The 21,146-nt window shown below is 47.5% G+C and carries 17 protein-coding genes and 4 tRNA genes; 9 read left to right on the top strand and 12 right to left on the bottom strand.

What is annotated here, in order from left to right; all coding sequences use genetic code 11:
* The first annotated feature begins 24 nt into the window (after positions 1-24).
* Positions 25-603 (top strand): porin family protein, encoded by a 579-nt coding sequence (locus F8L24_RS00105; protein WP_294950867.1) that lies wholly within the window; start codon positions 25-27, stop codon positions 601-603.
* A gap of 83 nt (positions 604-686) precedes the next feature.
* Here the strand turns inward: F8L24_RS00105 and hisS are convergent, their stop codons facing one another.
* Entirely contained in the window at positions 687-1,895 is a 1,209-nt protein-coding gene (gene hisS, locus F8L24_RS00100) for a histidine--tRNA ligase (protein WP_294950866.1), read from the bottom strand.
* Between the two features lie 139 nt (positions 1,896-2,034).
* Between hisS and F8L24_RS00095 the strand changes: the two genes are divergently transcribed.
* Positions 2,035-2,712, top strand: coding sequence for a peptidoglycan-binding domain-containing protein (locus F8L24_RS00095; protein ID WP_294950865.1), 678 nt, complete (start codon positions 2,035-2,037; stop codon positions 2,710-2,712).
* 1 nt (position 2,713) lies between these two features.
* Here the strand turns inward: F8L24_RS00095 and tmk are convergent, their stop codons facing one another.
* From tmk to F8L24_RS00065, 6 genes are all read right to left on the bottom strand, one after another.
* Complete coding sequence (tmk, locus tag F8L24_RS00090; protein ID WP_294950864.1) at positions 2,714-3,289, bottom strand: dTMP kinase; 576 nt, start codon at positions 3,287-3,289, stop codon at positions 2,714-2,716.
* The gene (gene coaD / locus F8L24_RS00085; RefSeq protein WP_294950863.1) at positions 3,289-3,765 is read right to left on the bottom strand and encodes a pantetheine-phosphate adenylyltransferase; all 477 of its coding nucleotides are present in this window, start codon (positions 3,763-3,765) and stop codon (positions 3,289-3,291) included. Before coaD ends, tmk begins: the two co-directional genes overlap by 1 nt.
* Positions 3,766-3,848: 83 nt before the next feature.
* The gene (locus F8L24_RS00080; RefSeq protein WP_294950862.1) at positions 3,849-4,373 is read right to left on the bottom strand and encodes a UbiX family flavin prenyltransferase; all 525 of its coding nucleotides are present in this window, start codon (positions 4,371-4,373) and stop codon (positions 3,849-3,851) included.
* A gap of 327 nt (positions 4,374-4,700) precedes the next feature.
* Positions 4,701-4,775 (bottom strand) — tRNA-Gly (locus F8L24_RS00075).
* A gap of 22 nt (positions 4,776-4,797) precedes the next feature.
* A tRNA-Gly gene (locus F8L24_RS00070) sits at positions 4,798-4,874 on the bottom strand.
* A gap of 153 nt (positions 4,875-5,027) precedes the next feature.
* Positions 5,028-5,112, bottom strand: a tRNA-Leu gene (locus F8L24_RS00065).
* Between the two features lie 182 nt (positions 5,113-5,294).
* On the opposite strand from F8L24_RS00065, the gene F8L24_RS00060 reads away from it, so the two are divergent.
* The 5 genes from F8L24_RS00060 (at position 5,295) to selD (ending at position 12,818) form a co-directional block, all read left to right on the top strand.
* Positions 5,295-7,601: a DNA translocase FtsK gene (locus F8L24_RS00060; RefSeq protein WP_294950861.1), complete on the top strand. Its 2,307-nt coding sequence runs from the start codon at positions 5,295-5,297 to the stop codon at positions 7,599-7,601.
* 159 nt (positions 7,602-7,760) lie between these two features.
* Positions 7,761-10,331 carry a bifunctional aconitate hydratase 2/2-methylisocitrate dehydratase gene (gene acnB / locus F8L24_RS00055; RefSeq protein ID WP_294950860.1) on the top strand — a complete coding sequence of 857 codons (2,571 nt, stop codon included), beginning with the start codon at positions 7,761-7,763 and terminating at the stop codon, positions 10,329-10,331.
* Between the two features lie 99 nt (positions 10,332-10,430).
* A complete protein-coding gene (locus F8L24_RS00050; protein WP_294950859.1) occupies positions 10,431-11,009 on the top strand; it encodes a L,D-transpeptidase family protein in 579 nt (192 codons plus the stop codon).
* 77 nt (positions 11,010-11,086) lie between these two features.
* Positions 11,087-11,605 carry a DUF4136 domain-containing protein gene (locus F8L24_RS00045; protein WP_294950858.1) on the top strand — a complete coding sequence of 173 codons (519 nt, stop codon included), beginning with the start codon at positions 11,087-11,089 and terminating at the stop codon, positions 11,603-11,605.
* Positions 11,606-11,783: 178 nt separating this feature from the next.
* Positions 11,784-12,818, top strand: a complete 1,035-nt coding sequence (selD, locus tag F8L24_RS00040) for a selenide, water dikinase SelD (RefSeq protein ID WP_294950857.1) — start codon at positions 11,784-11,786, stop codon at positions 12,816-12,818.
* 100 nt (positions 12,819-12,918) lie between these two features.
* Here selD and F8L24_RS00035 read toward each other — a convergent pair.
* Positions 12,919-13,017: transfer RNA gene (locus F8L24_RS00035), tRNA-Sec, on the bottom strand.
* Between the two features lie 41 nt (positions 13,018-13,058).
* On the opposite strand from F8L24_RS00035, the gene selA reads away from it, so the two are divergent.
* Both selA and selB read left to right on the top strand, forming a co-directional pair.
* On the top strand, positions 13,059-14,423 hold the full coding sequence (gene selA, locus F8L24_RS00030; RefSeq protein ID WP_294950856.1) for an L-seryl-tRNA(Sec) selenium transferase: 1,365 nt from the start codon (positions 13,059-13,061) through the stop codon (positions 14,421-14,423).
* On the top strand, positions 14,405-16,240 hold the full coding sequence (gene selB, locus F8L24_RS00025) for a selenocysteine-specific translation elongation factor (RefSeq protein WP_294950855.1): 1,836 nt from the start codon (positions 14,405-14,407) through the stop codon (positions 16,238-16,240). The genes selA and selB overlap by 19 nt, the downstream gene beginning before the upstream one ends.
* A gap of 9 nt (positions 16,241-16,249) precedes the next feature.
* Here selB and F8L24_RS00020 read toward each other — a convergent pair whose 3' ends face one another.
* The 4 genes from F8L24_RS00020 to F8L24_RS00005 all read right to left on the bottom strand — a co-directional run.
* On the bottom strand, positions 16,250-17,485 hold the full coding sequence (locus tag F8L24_RS00020) for a molybdopterin molybdotransferase MoeA (RefSeq protein WP_294950854.1): 1,236 nt from the start codon (positions 17,483-17,485) through the stop codon (positions 16,250-16,252).
* Positions 17,486-17,594: 109 nt separating this feature from the next.
* On the bottom strand, positions 17,595-18,911 hold the full coding sequence (locus F8L24_RS00015; protein WP_294950853.1) for an NAD(P)/FAD-dependent oxidoreductase: 1,317 nt from the start codon (positions 18,909-18,911) through the stop codon (positions 17,595-17,597).
* Positions 18,911-20,230 carry a CatA-like O-acetyltransferase gene (locus F8L24_RS00010; protein WP_294950852.1) on the bottom strand — a complete coding sequence of 440 codons (1,320 nt, stop codon included), beginning with the start codon at positions 20,228-20,230 and terminating at the stop codon, positions 18,911-18,913. The genes F8L24_RS00015 and F8L24_RS00010 overlap by 1 nt, the downstream gene beginning before the upstream one ends.
* Positions 20,220-21,146: transketolase C-terminal domain-containing protein (locus tag F8L24_RS00005; protein WP_294950851.1), on the bottom strand; the 927-nt coding region annotated here is incomplete at its 5' end. The genes F8L24_RS00005 and F8L24_RS00010, both read right to left, overlap by 11 nt.

Genomic DNA, 21,146 nt, shown 5'->3' with positions numbered 1-21,146 from the left:
TATTATTTTTTAAAAGGATGAGGAATGAAAAAACAATTACTCGCCGCTGCACTTGCGGCACAACTGATGACACAACTGTATGCCGGCGGAGATATTGAAAAAGCGGAGCCGGCGGAGGTAGAAGGATCAAACTTTTACATCGTGGCAAAAGGACTGTTGATCCGGGGTGACGAAATAACGGAAGAAGAGGAGACCCGCAACGGAGATACCGGATACGGTTTTGGTGTTGACTTTGGCTACCGTATTGGAAAGGGGTTTGCCCTGGAGTATGATTTCTCCTACTCAAAGAATACGATGACTGCGAAAAAAGAAGGTTTTGAGCCTGAAGCATTCGATGTGCAATATTATACTTCGGCCATAGATTTTGTGTATGTTTATGAAGCCACCGAAACAGTCGGTCTTTTTGCCAAAATAGGTTATGAGTATGAATGGGAGAATATTGATGAGCTTGATGAGAAAAATACCGATCATGGAGCAGTCGTCGGTGCCGGTATGGAGATAGCGATAAACGAAGACTATAAACTGATCACGGAATATGAACACTCTACGATCAAAGGACCGCGCGGCGATTCTATTTATGCCGGTATGATGTTCAATTTCTAAATATGCCCGATATGGGACCGGAAATGCTCCTGCCGGGCCCGCACTCCGGTAACTGTCACGCTGTTTAGCCGGTACAGTACTGCCTAGACAGTATAGGCGACAGTTTTTTCTTCTTTGCTTTCCATATCTTTTATCCACACTGTATTGTTTGCAAGCTCGTCTTCCCCGATGAGAACAGCATAGCGCGCATGGGCTTTGTCTACCCCTTTCATATGGCTCTTGAAACCTTTTGAACTGTACTCAACAGTCACTTTGTCCGAGGTTCGTTTTCGGTTGGCAAGCATAATGATCTTTTCAACAGCTTCGGGTACCATGGCACCCATATAGTAGCCTTCGCGTTCTCTTCCCGGCATTTGCACCAGTTCCATGATACGTTCTGCCCCTATGGCAAAACCTACAGCCGGTGTGGGTTTCCCGTCAAGGTACTCTACCAGTTTGTCGTAGCGCCCGCCGCCGGCAATGGCAGACTGCGAACCGATCTCGTTGCTGACGAATTCAAATGCGGTCTTGTTGTAGTAGTCCAGTCCCCTGACCAGGTTGGTATCGACCTCATAGGCAATGCCTGCATCATCAAGCAGGGAAGTGAGTTTTTTGAAGTCTGTATCACATGCTTCGCAGAGCTCATCTATGAGTTTTGGCGATTGTGCCAAAAGAGACTGGCATTGCTCATTTTTGCAGTCAAGCACACGGATGGGGTTGGTTTCGATCCGCCGGTTGCAGTCTGCACAGAGATCTTCACTGATATCCGTCAGGAAGCTGACAAGATTCTGCTTATAGGGAGGCATACATTCAGGACAGCCCAGGGAATTGATCTTCAATTCAAACCCGATACCGAGTGCTTTGAAGATTTGGCCGACCATGGTAATGATGGTGAAATCTTCATAAACAGAAGCTTCCCCGAAACTTTCGCATCCGAACTGGTGAAATTCTCTCAATCGTCCTTTCTGCGGTCGTTCGTAACGGAACATCGGTCCGTAGTAGTAGAATTTCTGTTTTGCCGGCTGACGGTCAAGTTTGCCCGAAACAAAAGCACGGACCACACCGGCAGTCCCTTCCGGACGCATACAGACATCGTTGCCGCCTTTGTCCTCGAACTGGTACATTTCTTTGCTTACAATGTCAGAGCTGTCTCCCACGGAACGCCTGAAAAGTGCGGTCTCTTCAAGGATGGGTGTTTCGATATAGCTGTAACCGTAGCGTTTTGCCACGGTAATGGCCGTAGTAATAATGTGTACAAAACGCTGGGAATCCTCAAACATAAGGTCTTTCATACCGCGTAACGGATTGATCATGGCAGTTTCCTTTGATGGAAGTTAAAATTGTGACGTAATTATACCTTGTCGTTATTAAGAGGCGGTCACATAAAAAAGGTAACAAAGAGGTAATGCAAAGAGAGTAAAATAGCATTAGTGTTATTGAAAGGAAGAGATAGTGTTTGGCAAAAAAAGTATATGGATTGTTTTTTTGGGCACGCTTTCGCTTCAGGCAGCGTTCCTGGATGATATGGTTGAACGGGTACAGACTTATGGCGCATCCCATATGCATCATAAGCATTACCGTCACAGACATTATCATAAAGACCACAGGGTCAGTCATGAAGTGAAGTGGCAGTTGGCATTGCAGTATCTCGGATATTATCATGGAAAGATCAACGGTGATCTTTTGACACCGGAATCCTATCAGGCGGTTGAAACCTTTCAGCATACCTACCAGGGCTTGGCTTCAGGATTTCTTGATGAGCGTTTCAAACCGTATCTTTCTGATATCTATGTACAGCTTGAGATGCAAAAAAATATATCATACGAGGGAATAAATAAGCAAAAAAACGTTAAAAAACTTCAAAGTGCATTACAGATAATGGGGTTCTATGACGGAAAGATTGACGGTTTAATGGGAGAAAAAAGTAAAAATGCGATCAAACAGTACGTTCAGAGTGAAGAGGGCAGCAACAGCAGTGATATACATTTGGATAGCAATGCAAAAGCACGTCTGTATCAAAACGCGATGACTGCTGTTGAAAAAAAACTGAATGAAATGAAACAGAAATCCTATTTCCCGGCACATTATCAGGCTGAAGAAACAGAAGACGCAATGACAATAGACCCTTGAGCTATATTTTCAGGTATCGCAGTATGGCAATATGTATATTGTCTATACTGTCCGTCGCATCGACAAAGAGATGAGGGATACCGAGTCGAAGGATGGTCTCTTTCATATGTTTCTGAACGTCAAGCAGATATGCCAGTCCCCTGAGTTCGATACCGTCAAGATCTTTTTGGGAGGTACGTTCCTGAAGTGTTTCCATATCGGTCAGGAACAGAATGATCCTGTCAGGAAAGCGGCCTTTGAGTGCAAAACGGTTTAACGCTACCAGTTCTTCAAAGTCAAAGTCGTCATTGGCAAGAGCATAGCCGATACCGGAAATAAAACCTCTGTCGGAGACGACTACTTTGTCCCGGTTGGGTTCAATGATGGCTTCATAGTGTTCGGCACGGTCAGCGAGAAAAAGCAGCAGTTCGGCCCGCTTGGAATGCAGAGAGTCGCTCAAAAGTATCTCTCGTGCTTTTTGTCCGAAAGCCGTACCGCCGGGTTCATAGGTAATGATGATGTCAGGCTCTGCCTTGGCAAGAAGGTCTATCTGTGTGCTTTTCCCGCATGTGTCGATGCCTTCAAAGAGTATGTACATTACTTCCTGTACTCCCGGATCATTCTGTACGTGGTTTCAGGCAGCAGATGGTCCACTTTTCCGTCATAGGCAAGGATGGCACGTACGACTGATGAGCTGACAAAGGCATGCTGCAGGCTTGGCATGAGGTAAATGGTCTCGAGTTCTTTCTTCAAAGAGGCATTGGCATATCCCATCTGCAGTTCATACTCGAAGTCACTGACAGCCCTGAGGCCCCTGACCACGATATTGGCATCGAGATCATCGGAGAGGTCGACCAGCAGTTTGTCAAAGCCGATCACGGTGATCTTTGGAAATTCTTTGCTTGCATCCTGTGCCATCTGAATACGCTGTTCCAACGTAAACATAGGCTTTTTCGCTTCCGAAGCTGCCACTGCCACGATGATCTCGTCGAACATACTGCAGGCTCTTTTGATAATATCGAGATGGCCGTTGGTGATCGGGTCGAAGGTTCCGGGGTATATGGCACGTCTCATGAAAAACGCCTTTGAAGATTTTTATTATGCCCTAATGCGATCATGTTGCGTTTCATTTTATTTTTCATACCTGTCACTGGATGTTATCCTTCCCATCTTTCATATAAACTGTTTTCAATGCCGAGTACATCAAACCACTTCCCGACGATAAATTCCTCCATCTCTTCGAGGGAGGAAACATCGGAATAGTATCCCATGACCGGCGGAGCGATGATGACGCCCAAAGCGGCCAGTTTCTGCATATTTTCAAGTGCAATAGCTGAAAAAGGAAGTTCACGGGGGGCAAGGAGGAGTTTTTTTTGTTCTTTGAGTGCGACAGCGGCAACACGGGTAGCCAGATTGTCGCTGATCCCGCAGGCGACTTTGGCCAGGGTATTCATACTGCAGGGAATGATGGCTGTGGCATCGACCCTGAAGGAACCGCTTGAGACGGAGGCGGCAATGTCCTCTGAAGCATGCAGTGTCACTTTTCTGTTCTCGAAAGATTCAACGGTAAAGGCATTGTCCGAAACGATCACATGCACTTCTATATCTTCAGGCAGGCAGTCGACAAATTTTTTCCCCAATGCAACACCGCTCGCACCGGTAATGGCTACAACAAGTTTCAAATCAAAAGCCTCATTATTTTTAATGTATGAAAAGATTATATCAAAAGAAAGTAAGAATTTGGGTTGAGGATAACCAAAGAGCCTAAAACAAGGAAGTTTACAATGAAGTAAGGGAGGACGGCTCTTTGGTTCTAAAAGGTGACTCTCCAAGAGATAAACAAGGAAGTTTACAATTTTGGACAAGGAGTAAAACAAAATCTCCTGAAAGAGTTTGTCACCTTTCTTAGTGACAGTATAACCCCTGGGAGTTAACGGAGGGTAATAAAGGATTAACAGTTAACCCTGCACTGTAAATGAAAAAATAATAAAAGTGGGGATAAAAGATCATGGAGCGGGCGAACGGGATCGAACCGTCGACCCTAACCTTGGCAAGGTTATGCTCTACCGCTGAGCTACGCCCGCATATATCCATATGTCGCTAAAGTGGAGCGGGAGACGGGACTCGAACCCGCGACCCTCAGCTTGGAAGGCTGACGCTCTAGCCAACTGAGCTACTCCCGCAAAAGAGTTTGTCTGAAATCAGACAGGCTGTAAATCTGGTTTTTGATAGTTTATTCGTTCACACAAAGCGACCAGTCGCTTGAGCCTTACGCTGAGTAAAACCCAGTGTTAACGCAGTAAAGATGAACTTCGTTCATTTTACGTCCTATCTAATGGTACCGCAGGGCGGATTCGAACCGCCACGCCCGAAGGCAGAAGATTTTGAGTCTACCAAGTCTACCAGTTCCATCACTGCGGCATGCACATCCTGAAATGTAAAAAGAATTTTACCCCTGCAAGGCTTAAATACTGTTTAGAACAGTTTAAAAAAGTACTTTTATGACAATTTGGCATTTTTTCATAGATGCCTAAAGTTTATACGTTATAATATCTTCATTAATTAATATGAATTACCCTGTGCGGTAATATTTAGGACAACGAGTGAAAATAGTTATTATCATTACGGCTATACTGTTTATGTATGGTGCTTTTTCTACCCTTTTTCATGAGACTGCGCTGGTCGGGAATATAGGAAAAATCGTTGGAGATACCAACCTGCATCTTTTCGGCTACTTCGCTTATGTCAATATCATCATACTTTTTTATCCGCTCTATAAACTGTATACCCGGCCCAAGGTGAGAAAAGAGATCGATTTCTATCTGGGATGGATACTCCTGTTCATAGGTGCCGTTCTGTTTGAATCGCTGGTGCTTGAAAGCAGGAATATCGGGTTTATAGGTACCCAGATCATTGGTTTCCTTGCCCCGCTGATCGGAAAAGCAGGGCTCTGGCTGCTCTGGCTGATGGTTATGGTACTTTCTCTGGTGTTCATTCTGGAAGATGATTTTTCCTGGAGATCACTTGTGCCGGAAAGAAAGGAAAAAAGCAGCAGAAAGAAAGAGCAAAGCCGTTCTGTCGGAAATGTGCTTGTCCCCGTAGGCAGCGGACTGAAAAAATTCCTGAAAGTACTTTTTACCAATCCTTTTTCCTCTCCCCGGCTGGAAGACGAAATGATGCCGATCATTGATACACCGGCCCAAAATGCAGAAGTAAAGCCCAAAAAGATACGAAAACCGAGAAAAACAGCTGCAAAGAACAAAACGCTGTCAAAACCCAAGGAGAGAGTGGTTCAGGAAATAGACGAAATGGACAGTCTTACCTCCGATGAAATATTGGAGCGTGAACATGAGGCGGAAGCTATGCCGGTACCGGCAGCAAAAGGGAGGCACCCGAAAAAAGAAGCAGCTGTGACGAGCAGCAAAACAGGTGTTGAGATCGTGGAAGAGCTTGAAGAAAATTCCAAACTGCTTGAGCAGATGGAAAAAGGAAAAGTAGCTAAGCCGGAGAATTTCAAACTGCCCAAACTGGATTTTCTGCAAAAAGCACCCAAAGTGACCAAAAAGATCAATGAAGCAGAGATTGACAGAAAAATAGAAGAGCTTTTGACCAAACTTCAGCAGTTCAAAGTGGAAGGTGATGTCGTAAGGACTTACAGCGGTCCTCTTGTCACAACTTTTGAGTTCAAACCCGCACCCAATGTCAAGGTTTCCAAGATATTGGGACTTCAGGATGATCTTGCCATGGCGCTGAGTGCCGAAACGATCCGTATACAGGCGCCCATTCCCGGACGTGATGTTGTAGGCATAGAGATACCCAATGAAAAGATCGATACGATCTACCTCCGGGAGATCCTTGAGAGTGATGTCTTTAAAGAGTCCAGTTCTCCTTTGACCGTGGCTCTGGGCAAAGATATTGTCGGCAAACCGTTCGTGACCGACATTAAAAAACTGCCGCATTTGCTGATAGCCGGAACGACAGGTTCCGGAAAATCGGTAGGGATCAACGCTATGATCCTTTCTCTACTGTACCGGAACGATCCTGAACACCTCAAACTGATGCTGATCGATCCGAAAATGCTGGAATTCTCAATGTATAATGATATTCCGCATCTTATTACTCCTGTCATCACGGAACCGGTCAAAGCGATCGCTGCCCTCGCCAATATGGTAGGGGAGATGGAGCGCCGCTATAAACTGATGGCGGAGAGCCGTACCAAGAACATTGAAAACTACAATGAAAAGGTCAAAAAAGAAGGCAGTGCCGAGCCGTTCCCCTATATCGTGATCGTTATTGACGAACTGGCTGACCTGATGATGAACGGCGGTAAAGAGGTGGAACTCTCTATCGCCAGACTGGCACAGAAATCCAGAGCCTGCGGTATCCATCTGATAGTAGCAACACAGCGGCCCAGTGTCGATGTCGTTACCGGGCTGATCAAAGCCAACCTGCCTTCACGGCTCAGCTACCGCGTGGGGCAGCGCATCGACTCCAAGGTCATCCTCGATTCCATGGGGGCGGAGAGCCTTCTGGGACGCGGTGACGGGCTTTTTACACCTCCTGGCATGACAGGCCTTGTGCGTATACATGCTCCCTGGAATACGGAGGAAGAGATCGATGAAGTTGTTGAATTTCTAAAATCACAAAGAGCACCGGAGTATGATGAGAGTTACCTTGTTGCAGGGGGTGCCGCAGCGGGGAACGGTAATGCAGAGAATGACGAGATTACGCTTGATCCGCTGTTTGAAGAGGCAAAAAATATTGTGCGTACGGACAAAAAAACGTCCATTTCCTATTTGCAGAGAAAATTGCAGATAGGATACAACCGTTCTGCCAATATCATTGAACAGCTTGAAGCCATGGGAATACTTTCTGCGCCGAATGCAAAAGGTAACAGGGATATTCTCTAAGCTGTGACCTGTTGAAGGGAAAAGTACCGGATGGTATCTTTTTTGTAACATTTCGCTACATCGTTTGCAACTGCTTTACCGATGCTTATCATTCAAATAAGATTTAACCTCATTTGGGTACCATTTATGTACAAATTTATCATTATACAGGAGACCATGATGGCCTTAATTGAAGAATACAAAGCACATACCGCTGAGCGTGCAAAGCTTGGTGTCCCGCCTTTGGCATTGACTGCTGAGCAGACAGCGGAACTTGTGGAATTGCTTAAAGCGAACCCGATCGTAGAAAAAGAATACCTGTTGGACCTCTTGAAGAACAAGGTACCCGCGGGTGTGGATGATGCAGCGTATGTAAAAGCGGCTTTCCTGAATGCGATCGTTCAGGGTGATGCAAAAAGCGATGCCATCACCAAGTTCGAAGCAGTAGAGCTTCTTGGTGCTATGCTGGGCGGTTACAATATCGGACCGCTGATCGATGCTTTGAGAAACCAGGATGTTGCCATTGCACAGGAAGCGGCAGACCAGCTGAAAAATACGATTTTGGTTTACGGAGACTTCGAAACGGTCAAAACACTGATGGAGGAAGGCAACGAATACGCAAAGCAGGTGGTAGAGTCATGGGCGAATGCCGAGTGGTTCACGAACAAGCCGGAGCTGGAAAAAGAGATCACGCTTACTGTCTATAAGATTCCCGGTGAGACGAATACCGATGACCTTTCTCCTGCTTCTGAAGCCTTTACGCGAGCGGATATTCCTCTGCATGCGAACTCTTTTCTTCAGGCGAGAATGGAAAATCCGTTGGAGACCATGGCAGAGCTGAAGAAAAAAGGACATCCTCTTGCCTATGTCGGTGATGTCGTCGGTACCGGTTCTTCAAGAAAATCCGGGATCAATTCCGTGCAGTGGCATATGGGTAGAGACATCCCCGGTGTACCGAACAAGAGAACCGGCGGTGTGGTTATCGGCGATATTATCGCTCCGATCTTTTTCAACACTGCGGAAGATTCGGGATGTCTTCCTATCCAGGCACCGGTCGCTGAGCTTGAGACAGGTGATGTGATCACTGTAAAGCCTTTTGAAGGTGTGATCGAGAAAGACGGAAAAGTGGTATCCGAGTTCACGCTCGAGCCGAACACGCTTCCTGACGAAATGAGAGCGGGCGGTCGTATTCCGTTGATCATCGGCAAAGGGTTAACTGCCAAAGCGAGAGAAGCGCTCGGTATGGATGCAGGTCATATTTTCATGACACCGACACAGCCCGAAGATGACGGAAAAGGATTTACCCTTGCACAGAAAATGGTAGGCAAAGCCTGCGGTATGGAAGGTGTAAAGCCGGGTACCTACTGCGAGCCTATTGCAACGACAGTCGGTTCCCAAGATACAACGGGGCCCATGACGAGAGACGAGATCAAAGAACTTGCGGCACTGAGCTTCGGGGCGGACTTCGTACTTCAGTCCTTCTGTCATACAGCGGCGTATCCAAAGCCTGCCGATATCAATTTGCAGCATACACTACCCAAATTCTGGACAGAGAGAAAAGGTTTCATCCTTAGACCGGGTGACGGGGTTATCCACTCATGGCTGAACCGAATGTGTCTTCCCGACACAGTCGGTACAGGCGGGGACAGCCACACAAGATTCCCTATCGGTATCTCGTTCCCCGCGGGGTCAGGGCTTGTAGCATTCGCGGCGGTAACGGGGATGATGCCTCTTACGATGCCGGAATCTGTTCTCGTACGATTCAAAGGTGAAATGCAGCCGGGTATCACACTGAGAGACATGGTAAATGCTATTCCTTACCAGGCGATCAAAGACGGTCTTCTTACCGTAGAAAAAAAAGGGAAGAAAAATATCTTTGCAGGCCGTGTTCTTGAGATCGAGGGCCTTGAAGATTTAAAGTGCGAGCAGGCATTCGAGCTTTCAGATGCATCGGCAGAGCGTTCGGCAGCGGCATGTACGGTCAAATTGAACAAAGAACCTATCATCGAGTATCTCAAGTCGAACATCGTGCTTATCGAAGAGTTGATCGCTCAGGGATATGAAGATAAAAATACACTTCAGAGACGTGCAGACAAAATGAAAGAATGGATCGCAAACCCTGAACTGCTTGAAGCGGATCCGGATGCCCAGTATGCAGCGGTCATCGAGATCGACATGAATGAGATCAAAGAACCTATTTTGGCATGTCCTAACGATCCGGATGATGTCAAGACATTGACAGAGATCCATGAGCAGGGCCTCAGAACAAAGATCGATGAAGTATTTGTCGGTTCATGTATGACGAACATCGGTCTTTTCAGAGCGCTGGGTGAAGTGCTCAGAGGGGAAGGTCCCGTGCCTACGAAACTGTGGGTATGTCCTCCGACAAAGATGGATGAACACACACTGATCGAAGAAGGGTACTACTCTGTCTTCGGTACGGCAGGTGCGAGAACAGAGATCCCCGGATGTTCACTCTGTATGGGTAACCAGGCACAGGTGGCCAAGGGTGCGTATGTTTTCTCGACCTCTACAAGAAACTTTGACAACAGACTGGGCAAAGACTCTCAGGTCTATCTCGGTTCGGCAGAGCTGGCAGCCGTTGTTGCACTCAAAGGCGAACTGCCTACAGCTGAAGAGTATATGGAGCTGGTCCCCAAGAAGATCAAACCTGAAATGACGGATGATGTCTACAGGTACCTGAATTTCAACAAAGTTTCCAAAAAAGATCTTGAAGCGATGGTTGAGTAGAAATCGCCTCTTTTTTTATACTTCTTCCCCTTGAGGGGATGGAAGTATCTCTCCTTTTATGCTATAATCAATTTAAATCAATTTTTATAGGGTCATTTTATGAAGCGTATAGTGTTTGCTCTGCTTTTTATCTGTATTACTGTGAATGCACAGGATAGAGAGCTTATTCCTGTTTCCAAAACCGAATTTGTTTCTATCGACAGGAACGGCAATGAACATGACATTGACCTGACAGGCAAAGACTTTATTCTCGTGTCGGTCAGGGAAGAGAACAGTGACGGCAGATTTTACGCTGTGGACCGCGACGGTACCGTCTGGCTGAGTGCCGGCATTTCATCGGGGGAAGAGATGGGGTATACCCCTTCGGGGAAATGGAGCATACTGAAGAAGAAAAGGTACCATACTTCATCAAAATATCCTGAACCCGACGGCAGCAACAATATGGATTACAGCCTTTTTTTCACCCGGTGGGGACATGCACTCCATGAAGGCAATATCGACTTTACGTCGCATGGCTGCATTCATGTGGACAAAAAAGATATTCCCCTTCTCTACAACTGGGCAGGAGTGGGAATGCCGGTTCTTATTACACGGCACCGCTATATGCGCTTTGCCCGGCCGGACCTCCGGCGTATTTACAGTACGAACAAAAAATATACACGTAAAAAACGACAGTGACAGTGCAATAAGATATAAAAGCATATCTGCTTTAGTTTTATCGAGTATAATGATATAATTCAATAAAAAGGAACAGAATGTCAAAATGGATTAAAGGAGCGGTCGTCGCATTAATGATCGCAGGACTTGCAGGATGCGGTGTATCGACAAAAGATATCGAAGTGGAGACGGTCAAGTCGGCAAAAGCGAATCTTAAAGGGTATAAAACCTATGAGATCATTAAAGAGAGCGGTGTCGATGACACATTGAAAAAAGACAAAACACTGAAAAATGCAAATGTAGACGCCGATATCAAAGCACTGATTAATACAGAATTGCAGAAAAAAGGCAAAATAGAAGTCAAGAAAAACCCTGACTTTTTTGTTGCTTATGTGGCAGGTGCAGATATGAATGCCATGCAGATCAAACTGGATAAGAAGGGACGTTCTATGATCGAGAATGTACCGGCTGCTGCAATGGTTCTGATGCTTGTTGATGCCGATACCGGTTCCATTATCTGGTTATCTACAGCGGAAGGCGAATTTAAAGGCCTGCCCCTTGACCAGCAGAAGAAACGTTTGGAATACGCGGTCAAGAAGATGCTCAGCGGCCTGTAATTTTCTCTCAAGCCATCTGAAGACTGCTTCAGATGGCTCTCTCTTTTCTTTCCTGAACCATCACAGCAATAACGATCTTCGGATTTGCACTTTCTACCCATCCTGGCGCTAACCCTCCTGTAATGAAAAAAGAGTAAAATTATAATGTAAATTGAAATTAAATTCTTTAGAGGTGAATGTGAATAACGAATATAGATTGACCAAGTTCGTTCAAGCTGCCGGTTGAGCTGCAAAGATGGGTCCGGAGGACCTGAAACATACCCTTTGCGGGCTCGATTGTGACAGTGAAGACTTGCTTGTAGGATTTGACAACAGTGAAGATGCTTCTGTTTTCCGTATCAATGAAGATCAGGCGATTGTGCAGACACTTGATTTTATTACACCTGTGGTGGATGATCCTTATGTATATGGAAAGATCGCTGCGGCCAATGCGCTCTCCGATGTTTTTGCCATGGGTGCAGATGTCAAAACGGCGCTGAATATTGTCGGTTTCGACAAATGCAATCTTCCGGGTGAAGCACTTGGAGAGATATTGCTCGGAGGGAATGAAAAGATCAAAGAATGCGGCGGTGTGCTGATGGGCGGACATACGATTGAATCGCCTGAAATGTATTACGGTCTTTCTGTCACAGGACTGATACATCCTGCAAGGATCGTTCAGAACAATACGGCAAAAGCGGGACATGTGCTCATCTTGACCAAACCTTTGGGAACAGGTATCCTTTCTACGGCGATCAAACGTGACCTGTTATCGGAACCGAGTATGGAAGAGGCAGCAAAGATCATGCAGTCGCTGAACTATTTTCCTTCGGTTGTGATGCGGGAGTACGATGTTTCCGCCTGTACGGATGTGACCGGTTTCGGATTGCTCGGACATGCACTGGAGTCAATGAATGATGCCATCAGTTTTGACATCGACAGCGGGCTGCTGCCCATACTGCCCGAGGTTTCGGCTATGGCTGAACTTGGTGCGGTCCCCGGCGGCAGTAAACGGAACATGAAGCATATTGAAAGCAGGGTAGCGTTCAAAAAGGGTGCCGAAGATGCCAAACTGATTCTTTCGGATGCACAAACTTCCGGCGGCCTGCTTATTTCGATGAATGCGAAAGATGCCAATGAGTATTTGAAACGCATAGAAGAGACGACCTATGGTTACGCAAGGATCATCGGTGAAGTCGTTCCCAAGGGTGAAGCGGATATTGTTGTCTTTTAGTGTGTCGGCTGTGCCGGATCATCCTGCTTTTAAACGATCTCTGCGGGCATCATAAATATGATTGGGGACAGGAGGCCGTTATCTGTCTGTTGTATGGTTTTGGCGAGAGGAGGCAGGAATCGAACCTGCCGAGGCATTTTCACAAAAACCTCCGAACGGGTTTGAAGCCCGCGGTGTCCACCAGAATCACATCTCCCCCTCAAAAGAAGTATGGCATTGTAGCATGAAAAGGTAAAAGAGATGAAAAAATCCAGACATGAACTTTTACGCAGTATACCAAAGGTCGATACGTTTTTGGGGCTTCCTGTGTTTGAGGGCTGCGCTTCCAAAGTGCTTCTGCCTCTGATACGTGAGCGTTTTGGACGTCTGCGTATTGCGATAGAAGAGGGAAAGACAACGGATGTAAATGCCGGAAAACTTGCAGAAGAGATCAGGCAGGCGTATGATACCGTGATGACCCCTTCGCTTCAAAGTGTGGTCAATGCTACCGGAGTGATCGTCCATACCAACCTGGGACGAAGTTTGATAGATCCGGAGAGTTTTGAGAAGGCCAGAGCCCTGGCCTGTTCCTACAACAACCTTGAGTACGATCTCAAGAAAGGAAAGAGAGGCGAGCGCTATTCGCACATCACAGGGCTGATGAAAATGCTGCTTGGCTGTGAAGATGTGCTGGTGGTCAACAATAATGCCGCGGCAGTCTTTCTGATACTCAATACCTTTGCCAAACGCAAAGAGGTGATCGTCAGCAGGGGAGAACTGGTGGAAATAGGGGGAAGTTTCCGCATTCCCGAAGTGATGAAGCAGTCCGGTGCGAAACTGGTAGAGGTGGGTGCGACCAATAAAACGCATCTGCGGGATTACGAAGAAGCCCTTGGAGAGCGTACCCGTCTTGTAATGAAAGTGCACAAATCCAACTACAGTATTGAAGGCTTTACGTCAGAAGTCCCCTTTGCCCAAATACGCACGCTTGCCAAAGCCCGCGGTCTGATAGACTACTATGACCTCGGCAGCGGGCATGTTGCCGAACTGCCTTATGGTTTGGGGCAAAAAGAACCCGGTTTGCACGAGATCATGAAACATGATCCGTCACTTCTGAGTTTTTCGGGAGACAAACTCTTCGGCTCCGTCCAGGCAGGTATTATTGTGGGAAAAAAAGCGTTGATCTCCAAACTGAAAAAAAACCAGCTTCTGCGTATGCTCAGGGTGGACAAAGTCACCCTGGCCATTTTGGCTGAAGATGTGCAGAAAATGCTTAGAGACGAGTATGAGAAGATACCGACACTCAGAATGCTGTTTGAGACGGAAAAAACACTTGAGCAGAGGGCAGAAAAGCTTAAAAAGCGGCTTGAAAAGAGTGTCTCCTGTGAGATTGTCAGAACACAGACAGTGGTAGGAGGCGGATCGACACCCAACAGGAAGATCCCCTCTGTGGCCGTTTCAGTTACGTCCGGCAGACTGGGTGCCAACAGGATCGAAGCACTTTTCAGAGCACAGAGGATCATCGGACGTATCGAAGCGGGCAGATTTCTGCTTGATCTGCGTACCGTCAGTGAGGATGAGTTTGACACTATCGAGAAGGGAGCGGAATGTCTCATCTCATCGTAGGGACCTGCGGGCATATTGACCACGGTAAAACGGCACTGATAAAAGCACTTAACGGGTTTGAAGGCGATACGCTCAAGGAAGAGAAAGCGCGGGGCATTACCATTGATCTGAGTTTTTCCAGTCTGGGGAATGGTGAAAAGAATATATCTTTTATCGATGTACCCGGACATGAAAAACTGGTAAAACATATGATCTCCGGGGCTTTCAGCTTCGATGCGGTACTCATCGCAGTTTCGGCTGCAGAAGGTGTGATGCCCCAAACACTGGAGCATATGGAAATACTCAAGCTGCTGGGGGTCAGAGATGCGCTGCTGATCGTGACTAAAAAAGACCTTGTTCCCGAAACGGCGCTTGCTGCTGCTTCCGCACAGATCGAAGAGCAGGTGACAAGATTCGGTTTTAACCTTTTGGGGACACTGGCTGTTTCCATTTATGACGCAGCCAGTGTTGAAGCAGTGAAAAAACGGCTTTTTGCTCTGCCTGCCAGACCCAAAGTTGAAGCAAATTTCTTTCGCCTCTATGTGGACCGTGTCTTTTCTCTCAGAGGGGTCGGAACCGTGGTAACAGGCAGTGTACTTGGGAAGCCTGTCTCGTTAAAAGACACACTTTTCATTTGTAATACAGAGACCCCCTGCCGCATCAGGAATATACAGGTGCACAATGAAGATGTCGGCAAAGCGGAGCTTTCCAGCCGTGTGGCACTGAACCTGGCCGGTGTCAATGCCAAAGAGATCAAGCGGGGCTACCTGCTCAGCCAAAAAGGCTATCTGCGCGGTTTTGGATCGATTGACATCTTTTTTGAGACACTCGGCAGAGAAGAACTGCGGCACAACCGGAACTATACACTCTATATCGGTGCGATGCGCTCAGAGGTTAGAGTGACACTCTTTGAAGGCAAAGAGCATGCAGCGTGCGGTTTTGCCACACTGAAATCCTGCAGCAGTATTTTTTCTATCTACGGGGAAAAACTGATACTCAGAGAAGGGAATAGAACGGTAGCGGGTGCGAGGGTACTGAACCCCGTTGCCGATCCGCTGCGCAGGAAGCAGAAACTGGCTCTGCTGGAAGCCTTGAAATCGGAGGATTTTCCGCAAGCCTACAGGGTGCTGCTTGAAGCACATAAACAGGGGCTGGGACTGGTTTCTTCCGCACAGCGTTTTGCCCTTTCCCATGAAGAAGCCATAGCACAGGCCACAGTACTTAAAAATGTGTTTGTCGATGAAAAGGCACTGGTGCTCTACCCTCTGGAAACGCAAGCCGAATTGGCGGAGCAGATCGGGGCTGTCTATGAAAAAAACCGTTATGCACTGCTTTCTGTTTCAAGTATCAGGCTCAGAATGCCCTGGGCCAGTGAGGGCTTGATCGCTTCTGCATTCGGGATACTTGAAAAAAAAGGTGTGCTCAAGGCGGAAGGCAATCTCTATAAAAATGCAAAGGTGACAGAAGAGACAGCTTCATTTCTTGGAGCGCGTATTCTGGAACGGTTGAGAGAAGAAGACACGGCCCCTTCTGCCCCTTTCAATATGTATGATGATCTTGATATTGACAGAAAAAGCGGTGATCGTGTCCTGAAGGCACTTTGTGTACAAAAAAGTGTTGTACGTCTGTCACACAACCTTTTTATCTGTGCCCGGAGTCTTGGAAACATTGTCCTGAAAATGCGAAGGATCATACAGGATGACGGTTACATAGAGATAGCAAATTTCAAAGCACACTATCCCCTGAGCCGGAAATACCTTGTGGCATATCTTGAATACCTTGACCATTTCTCCGATATCAGGAAAGAGGGGAACAGACGGTTTGACACATCGCTTTAGAGGTTCCCTTTAGTTGATGTAGCCGCTGCTGCTGCCCAGCGGGGCTCTTTCAAAAAGAACCACTTTGATCATTTCTCCTTTTTCAACCATGCCTACGGTATCATTGAAAACGGCCAGGGCATTACTCTCTGTGATGGGGGTGAGCATACCTGAACCATAGCGGTTGTCTCTCGTGACATGAAATACACCGTCCTCTACGGACCCCAGAACGATATTGCTTTTGCCCGGCTTCATCTTAAATGATTTACTGTTTCTGGCGTAAATATAGGGATGGGAGAAATGTCTGCTGCCCTGCATTTTAAACAGTACAGGAAGCGAAAGCATAAATGTATTGATCATTGCGGTGAGAGGATTTCCCGGCATAGCCATGACAAAAGAACTGTCCATGGTGCCCATCATTGTCGGGCGTCCGGGCTTGACATTGACACCGTGAAAGAGCGGTGTAAGGCCATTGCGCAGGAAACCTTCTTCGAGGAAGTCGGCATCACCCATAGAGATACCGCCGGTCGTGATGATGACGTCATAACGCTTTAGACTTTTAATGAGTGAAACGGTCTGTTCCAGGTGATCAGGAAGAGAACCGGCATAAGTGGGAGCAAAGCCGTATTGTTCGAGCAGTGAGGTGATGGCAAAGGCATTGGCGTTATAAATCTCATCTTTATCTGCATTCTCCCAGGGTTCTTTGATCTCATTGCCTGTAGAGAGTACGGCGATCTGAAGCTTTTTGTATGCTTTGACAGCCATGATCCCCTGTGCGGCGAGCAGGGCAATATGTGCGGGGGTGATGAAGGTACCTTTCTCAAAAAGTATATGGCCTTCTTTTTGCTCTTCCCCTTTCTGGCGGAATGCATTTCCCTGTTTGATGTCTTCGGGGATCTGTACATGGGTATCAGTCACGCCGGAGCAGTTTTCGATGGGTACGATGGTATCTGCATCGGACGGTACCTGTGCACCGGTCATGATCTTGTAGCATTCTCCTGCTTCGAGCCGGGGAAGAGGCTTGTCACCGGCAAAGATGGCTGCTCTGATCCTGAGGGTCTGACCGCGTTCCGCATATCGGAATGCAAATCCGTCCATGGCAGAATTGTTAAAGGAAGGGAGGTTCTTCTGTACAGTGATGTTTTCTGCCAAAACCCGCTGCAGCAGTTCCGTGAGAAGTACAGTCTCGGTATTCTGTGGTAAAGGAGCGTGCTGCTGTGCAAGTTTTCCGGCCTTGTCAAATGTCAATATGTCTAATTTTGTCATGCTGTATGGTTTCCTCGTAAACAATTTCAGCTTATGATACCAGACGGGAACTAAAAAAGCGTATGGAGAAGCCTATTTCTCTGGATCTCTCTAACAAAACAGACAGATCCTACAGCTTAAACCAGCTTCTCTCCAGTGCCTCACTGAAAGTAGGATGTGCCATAACCGTACGCTGTGCCAGCGGAGCATCCATCTCCCCGGCAAGTGCCATGGCTACGGGAGCGATGAGCTCTTCGGCATCGGGTGCAAGTATCTCTGCCCCCAGAATGAAGCCTTCCCCGTCGGCATAGGTGATCATCATGCCGTGTACAGCATCATGAAAAACCGAGGCGGTAAAACGGTTCAGCGGCATCACGCTCTCTTTGAAGTCAGCATTGCGTTTTTCAAGTGTGTGCCGTGTCTCGCCGACCCACGCATAGCTCATCGGAAGAGTATGCATGAATTTTACGACATGCGAAAGATTCAGCCTGTGCGGTGTTCTGCCCAGAATTTTCTGTGTGACATAAAGTGCTTCGGCACGCGCTGCATGGGCAAGCTGCAGCTTGCCGTTGCAGTCTCCGATGGCATAGTGCCCGGAAAGTGTCGTTTCAAAATCATCATCTGTCACAATGCCTTTTCCCACTTTGACAGCGTCTGTCCCGATGACACCGGTATTGGGTCTGCGTCCTGTGGCAACAAGCAATGTTTCAAAATATCTGCTGCTGCCGTCCTCAAAGGTAACATGCACTCCCCGCTGTGTCATACGGGCTTTGGTGACAGGATGGTTTCCAAGGTGTTCTATACCCAGAGTGTCCATCTGTTTCTGCATACTGTTCGCTATGAGGGTATGTACTCCTTTGAGCAGGCCCTCATGCCTCGATATAAGTGTGACCTTTGCGCCGCTGGAGACAAAGAAGCTTGCCATTTCCCGCCCAATGGCGCCATCACCGTAAATGGCGATCGTTTTGGGAAGCTGTTTCATTTCAAGTACTTCATCACTGGTAATAATGTTTTCCCTGTCGTAGGCTATCCCCTCCGGGATGAACGCAGAAGAACCGGTACCGATGACAATGCTTTTGGCTTCATACGTTTTTCCTCCCACTTCTACTTTGTGCGGTGCCGTGAGCTTCCCTTCGCCCTCAATGAGATCAATTTCTCTGCACTGGGTGCGCACCGCTTTATTGGCATTTTGGCGCAAACGGTTTTTCTTTTCGACAAGTGTTTTCATCTCGAGTGTCAGTGTGCCTTCAAAGAACGGGCTTTTGCTTTGCCTGAGCGTATTGGCATAATGCAGGAACATTTTGGAAGGGATGCACCCTTTGTGCAGGCAGGTCCCGCCAAGCAGGTCCATCTCTTTTTCGACAAGTGCCACTTTCAAACCGTTCTTCGCCGCGACAATGGCTCCCGCATAATTGAGCCCTCCGCCGATATAGAGTACGTCATACATTACTGCTCCTTGAAACTCTGGGGGTCTTTGGCAAGATTTTTCAATGCCTGCATGAAAAGTGCAGCCTGATAGCCGTTGACAATGCGGTGATCGACTGTCAGTGTCACCGAGATCTTCCCGTCCTGCTCACTTCCGATCGCAGCGATGCCGCAGTCATCACGGTTGATCATGGCATCGAACTGTGCGATACCCGTCATACCGAGGTTGGAGATACCGAAGGTTGAAGCGGAGAGATCTTCTTTGGTCAGTTTGCGTGCTTTGATCTTTGTTTTGAAGGTATTGAGTTCTTCGGCGATCTGTGCGGGCTTTTTGGTATTGACTTCTTTGAATACAGGCATATACAGCAGTTCTCCGTCGGCCATGGCAAGAGAGAGGTTGGCATTCGGCCAGAGCTGTATCGCATTGGTACCCAGTGTCATACGAAAAGAGTCATGCTGCATCATGGCTTCGGCCATCAGTTTCAGCAGCCAGACCGTCACGGTAAGCTCTTTTGTCGTATACTGGTTCAGCAATGTTGCATCAAGATAGTCAGTCATATGATAGACCGGCTTTTTTACGGATTCGCTGACCATGTTTATCATGGCTTTTTGGGCGATGCTGAGCGGTTTAGCCAAGGGGATCTCATGTGCTTCAATATAGGAGGCCACTTCGGCTTCATCATGTTTTTTTCCTGCTTCAAACAGGTCGGTAGACAAATGGTAGAGTGCCATCAGCTCCAATGCTTTGGGGGTAAAATAACGGTGGATGTAATAGCGTTTGATATCGGCAATATGTGCCGGTACGGGAAGTTTGTCCTCTTTTTGGAGCTGTTCGATATCCAGTCCGTATTTTGCTGCTTCCGCCCGCGCACGGGGTGAGGAATTTCCTCCGGTATAGGAAGAAGGCTGTGTATTGGTGATGCCCAAAAGAATATCGATCGGGTTGAGGTCTGCTGCTGCGGAGGGAGAAGAAGCGGTTGTTGCGCTTTGAGAGCTCTCTTTCGCCCCGGGGTTTTGCTTTGCTTCTTCTTTGGGCTTTGGTATCTGTCCTTTTCCGGATGTTTCCTCTTTTTGGTTCACTGGTACTTTTTTTGCCGCGGAAGCATCGGTATCGATCAGTGCTATGGGCGTTCCGACAGGTACGGTCGTCCCCTCTTTGACCAAAATCTCTTTGACGACACCGTTTTTGAACGACTGTATCTCAATGACCGCCTTGTCACTCTCGACTTCGGCAATGACATCACCGTTCTTGACGCTGTCTCCGGGTTTGATCTTCCATTCAACCAGCTCTCCTTCATCCATAGAGTCGGAGAGGCGGGGCATTACTACTTTATAGTCCATTGTTTTTTCCCCATGCTATGATCTTGTCCGTGATCTTGTCCGGCGTAGGAATAGATGCCAGTTCAAGCGTACGGTTATACGGAATCGGTACATCTTCTCCTGCAAGGCGCAGCGGCGGTGCGTCGAGGCTGTAGAACATTTCTTCCGCGGCCCAGCTTACGATCTGCGAACCGAAACCGCCTGTTTTGTGGTCTTCTTCCACCACGACAATGGCACCGGTCTTTTTCAGGGACGTTTCCAGCGTCTCGTAATCGATCGGATTGAGCGAACAGAGGTCGATCACTTCACAGCTCTTGCCAAGCTGCTTTTCTATTTCGGGAACCGCTTCCATCACATCGTCAAGCATTTTGAGATAGCTGACGATCGTCATATCCTGCCCCTCTTTGACAACACGTGCCTTGAGAGGATCGATAGCAGTTTCAAAGTCGATTTCGCCTTTTTTGTTGTAGAGCAGTTCATGCTCGATAAAAACAACAGGATCATCACTCATGATCGCAAATTTCAGTGCATGGTAGGCATAGTTGATATCATTCGCTGCGAGTACCGTCAGGCCGGGAACCGCCGTAAGCATCTGTTCATAACTCTCCGAATGCTGTGCGGCAAGCTGCCGGCTGACACCCTGGGGAAAGCGTACCACCATAGGCAGGGTAATCTTCCCTGCGCTCATATAACGGTATTTCGCCATATGGTTGATGATCTGATCGAAGGCCAGAAGACCGAAATTGGCTGTCATGATCTCCGCAACCGGACGCAGACCGCCGATAGCCATGCCTACCGCATTTCCGACAATGGAAAGTTCGGCAATAGGGGTGTCAATAAGACGTCTTTCGCCGTATTTGGCGACCAGTCCTTCCGTGACCCGGTAACTGCCGCCGTAGAGTCCTACATCTTCACCCAGTACCACAACGGTTTCATC

The sequence above is a fragment of the Sulfurovum sp. genome, from assembly GCF_015493435.1.
Lineage (GTDB): Bacteria > Campylobacterota > Campylobacteria > Campylobacterales > Sulfurovaceae > Sulfurovum.
The sequence above is the reverse complement of the archived record's forward strand: the minus strand, read 5'-3'. Positions and strand labels throughout refer to the sequence as shown.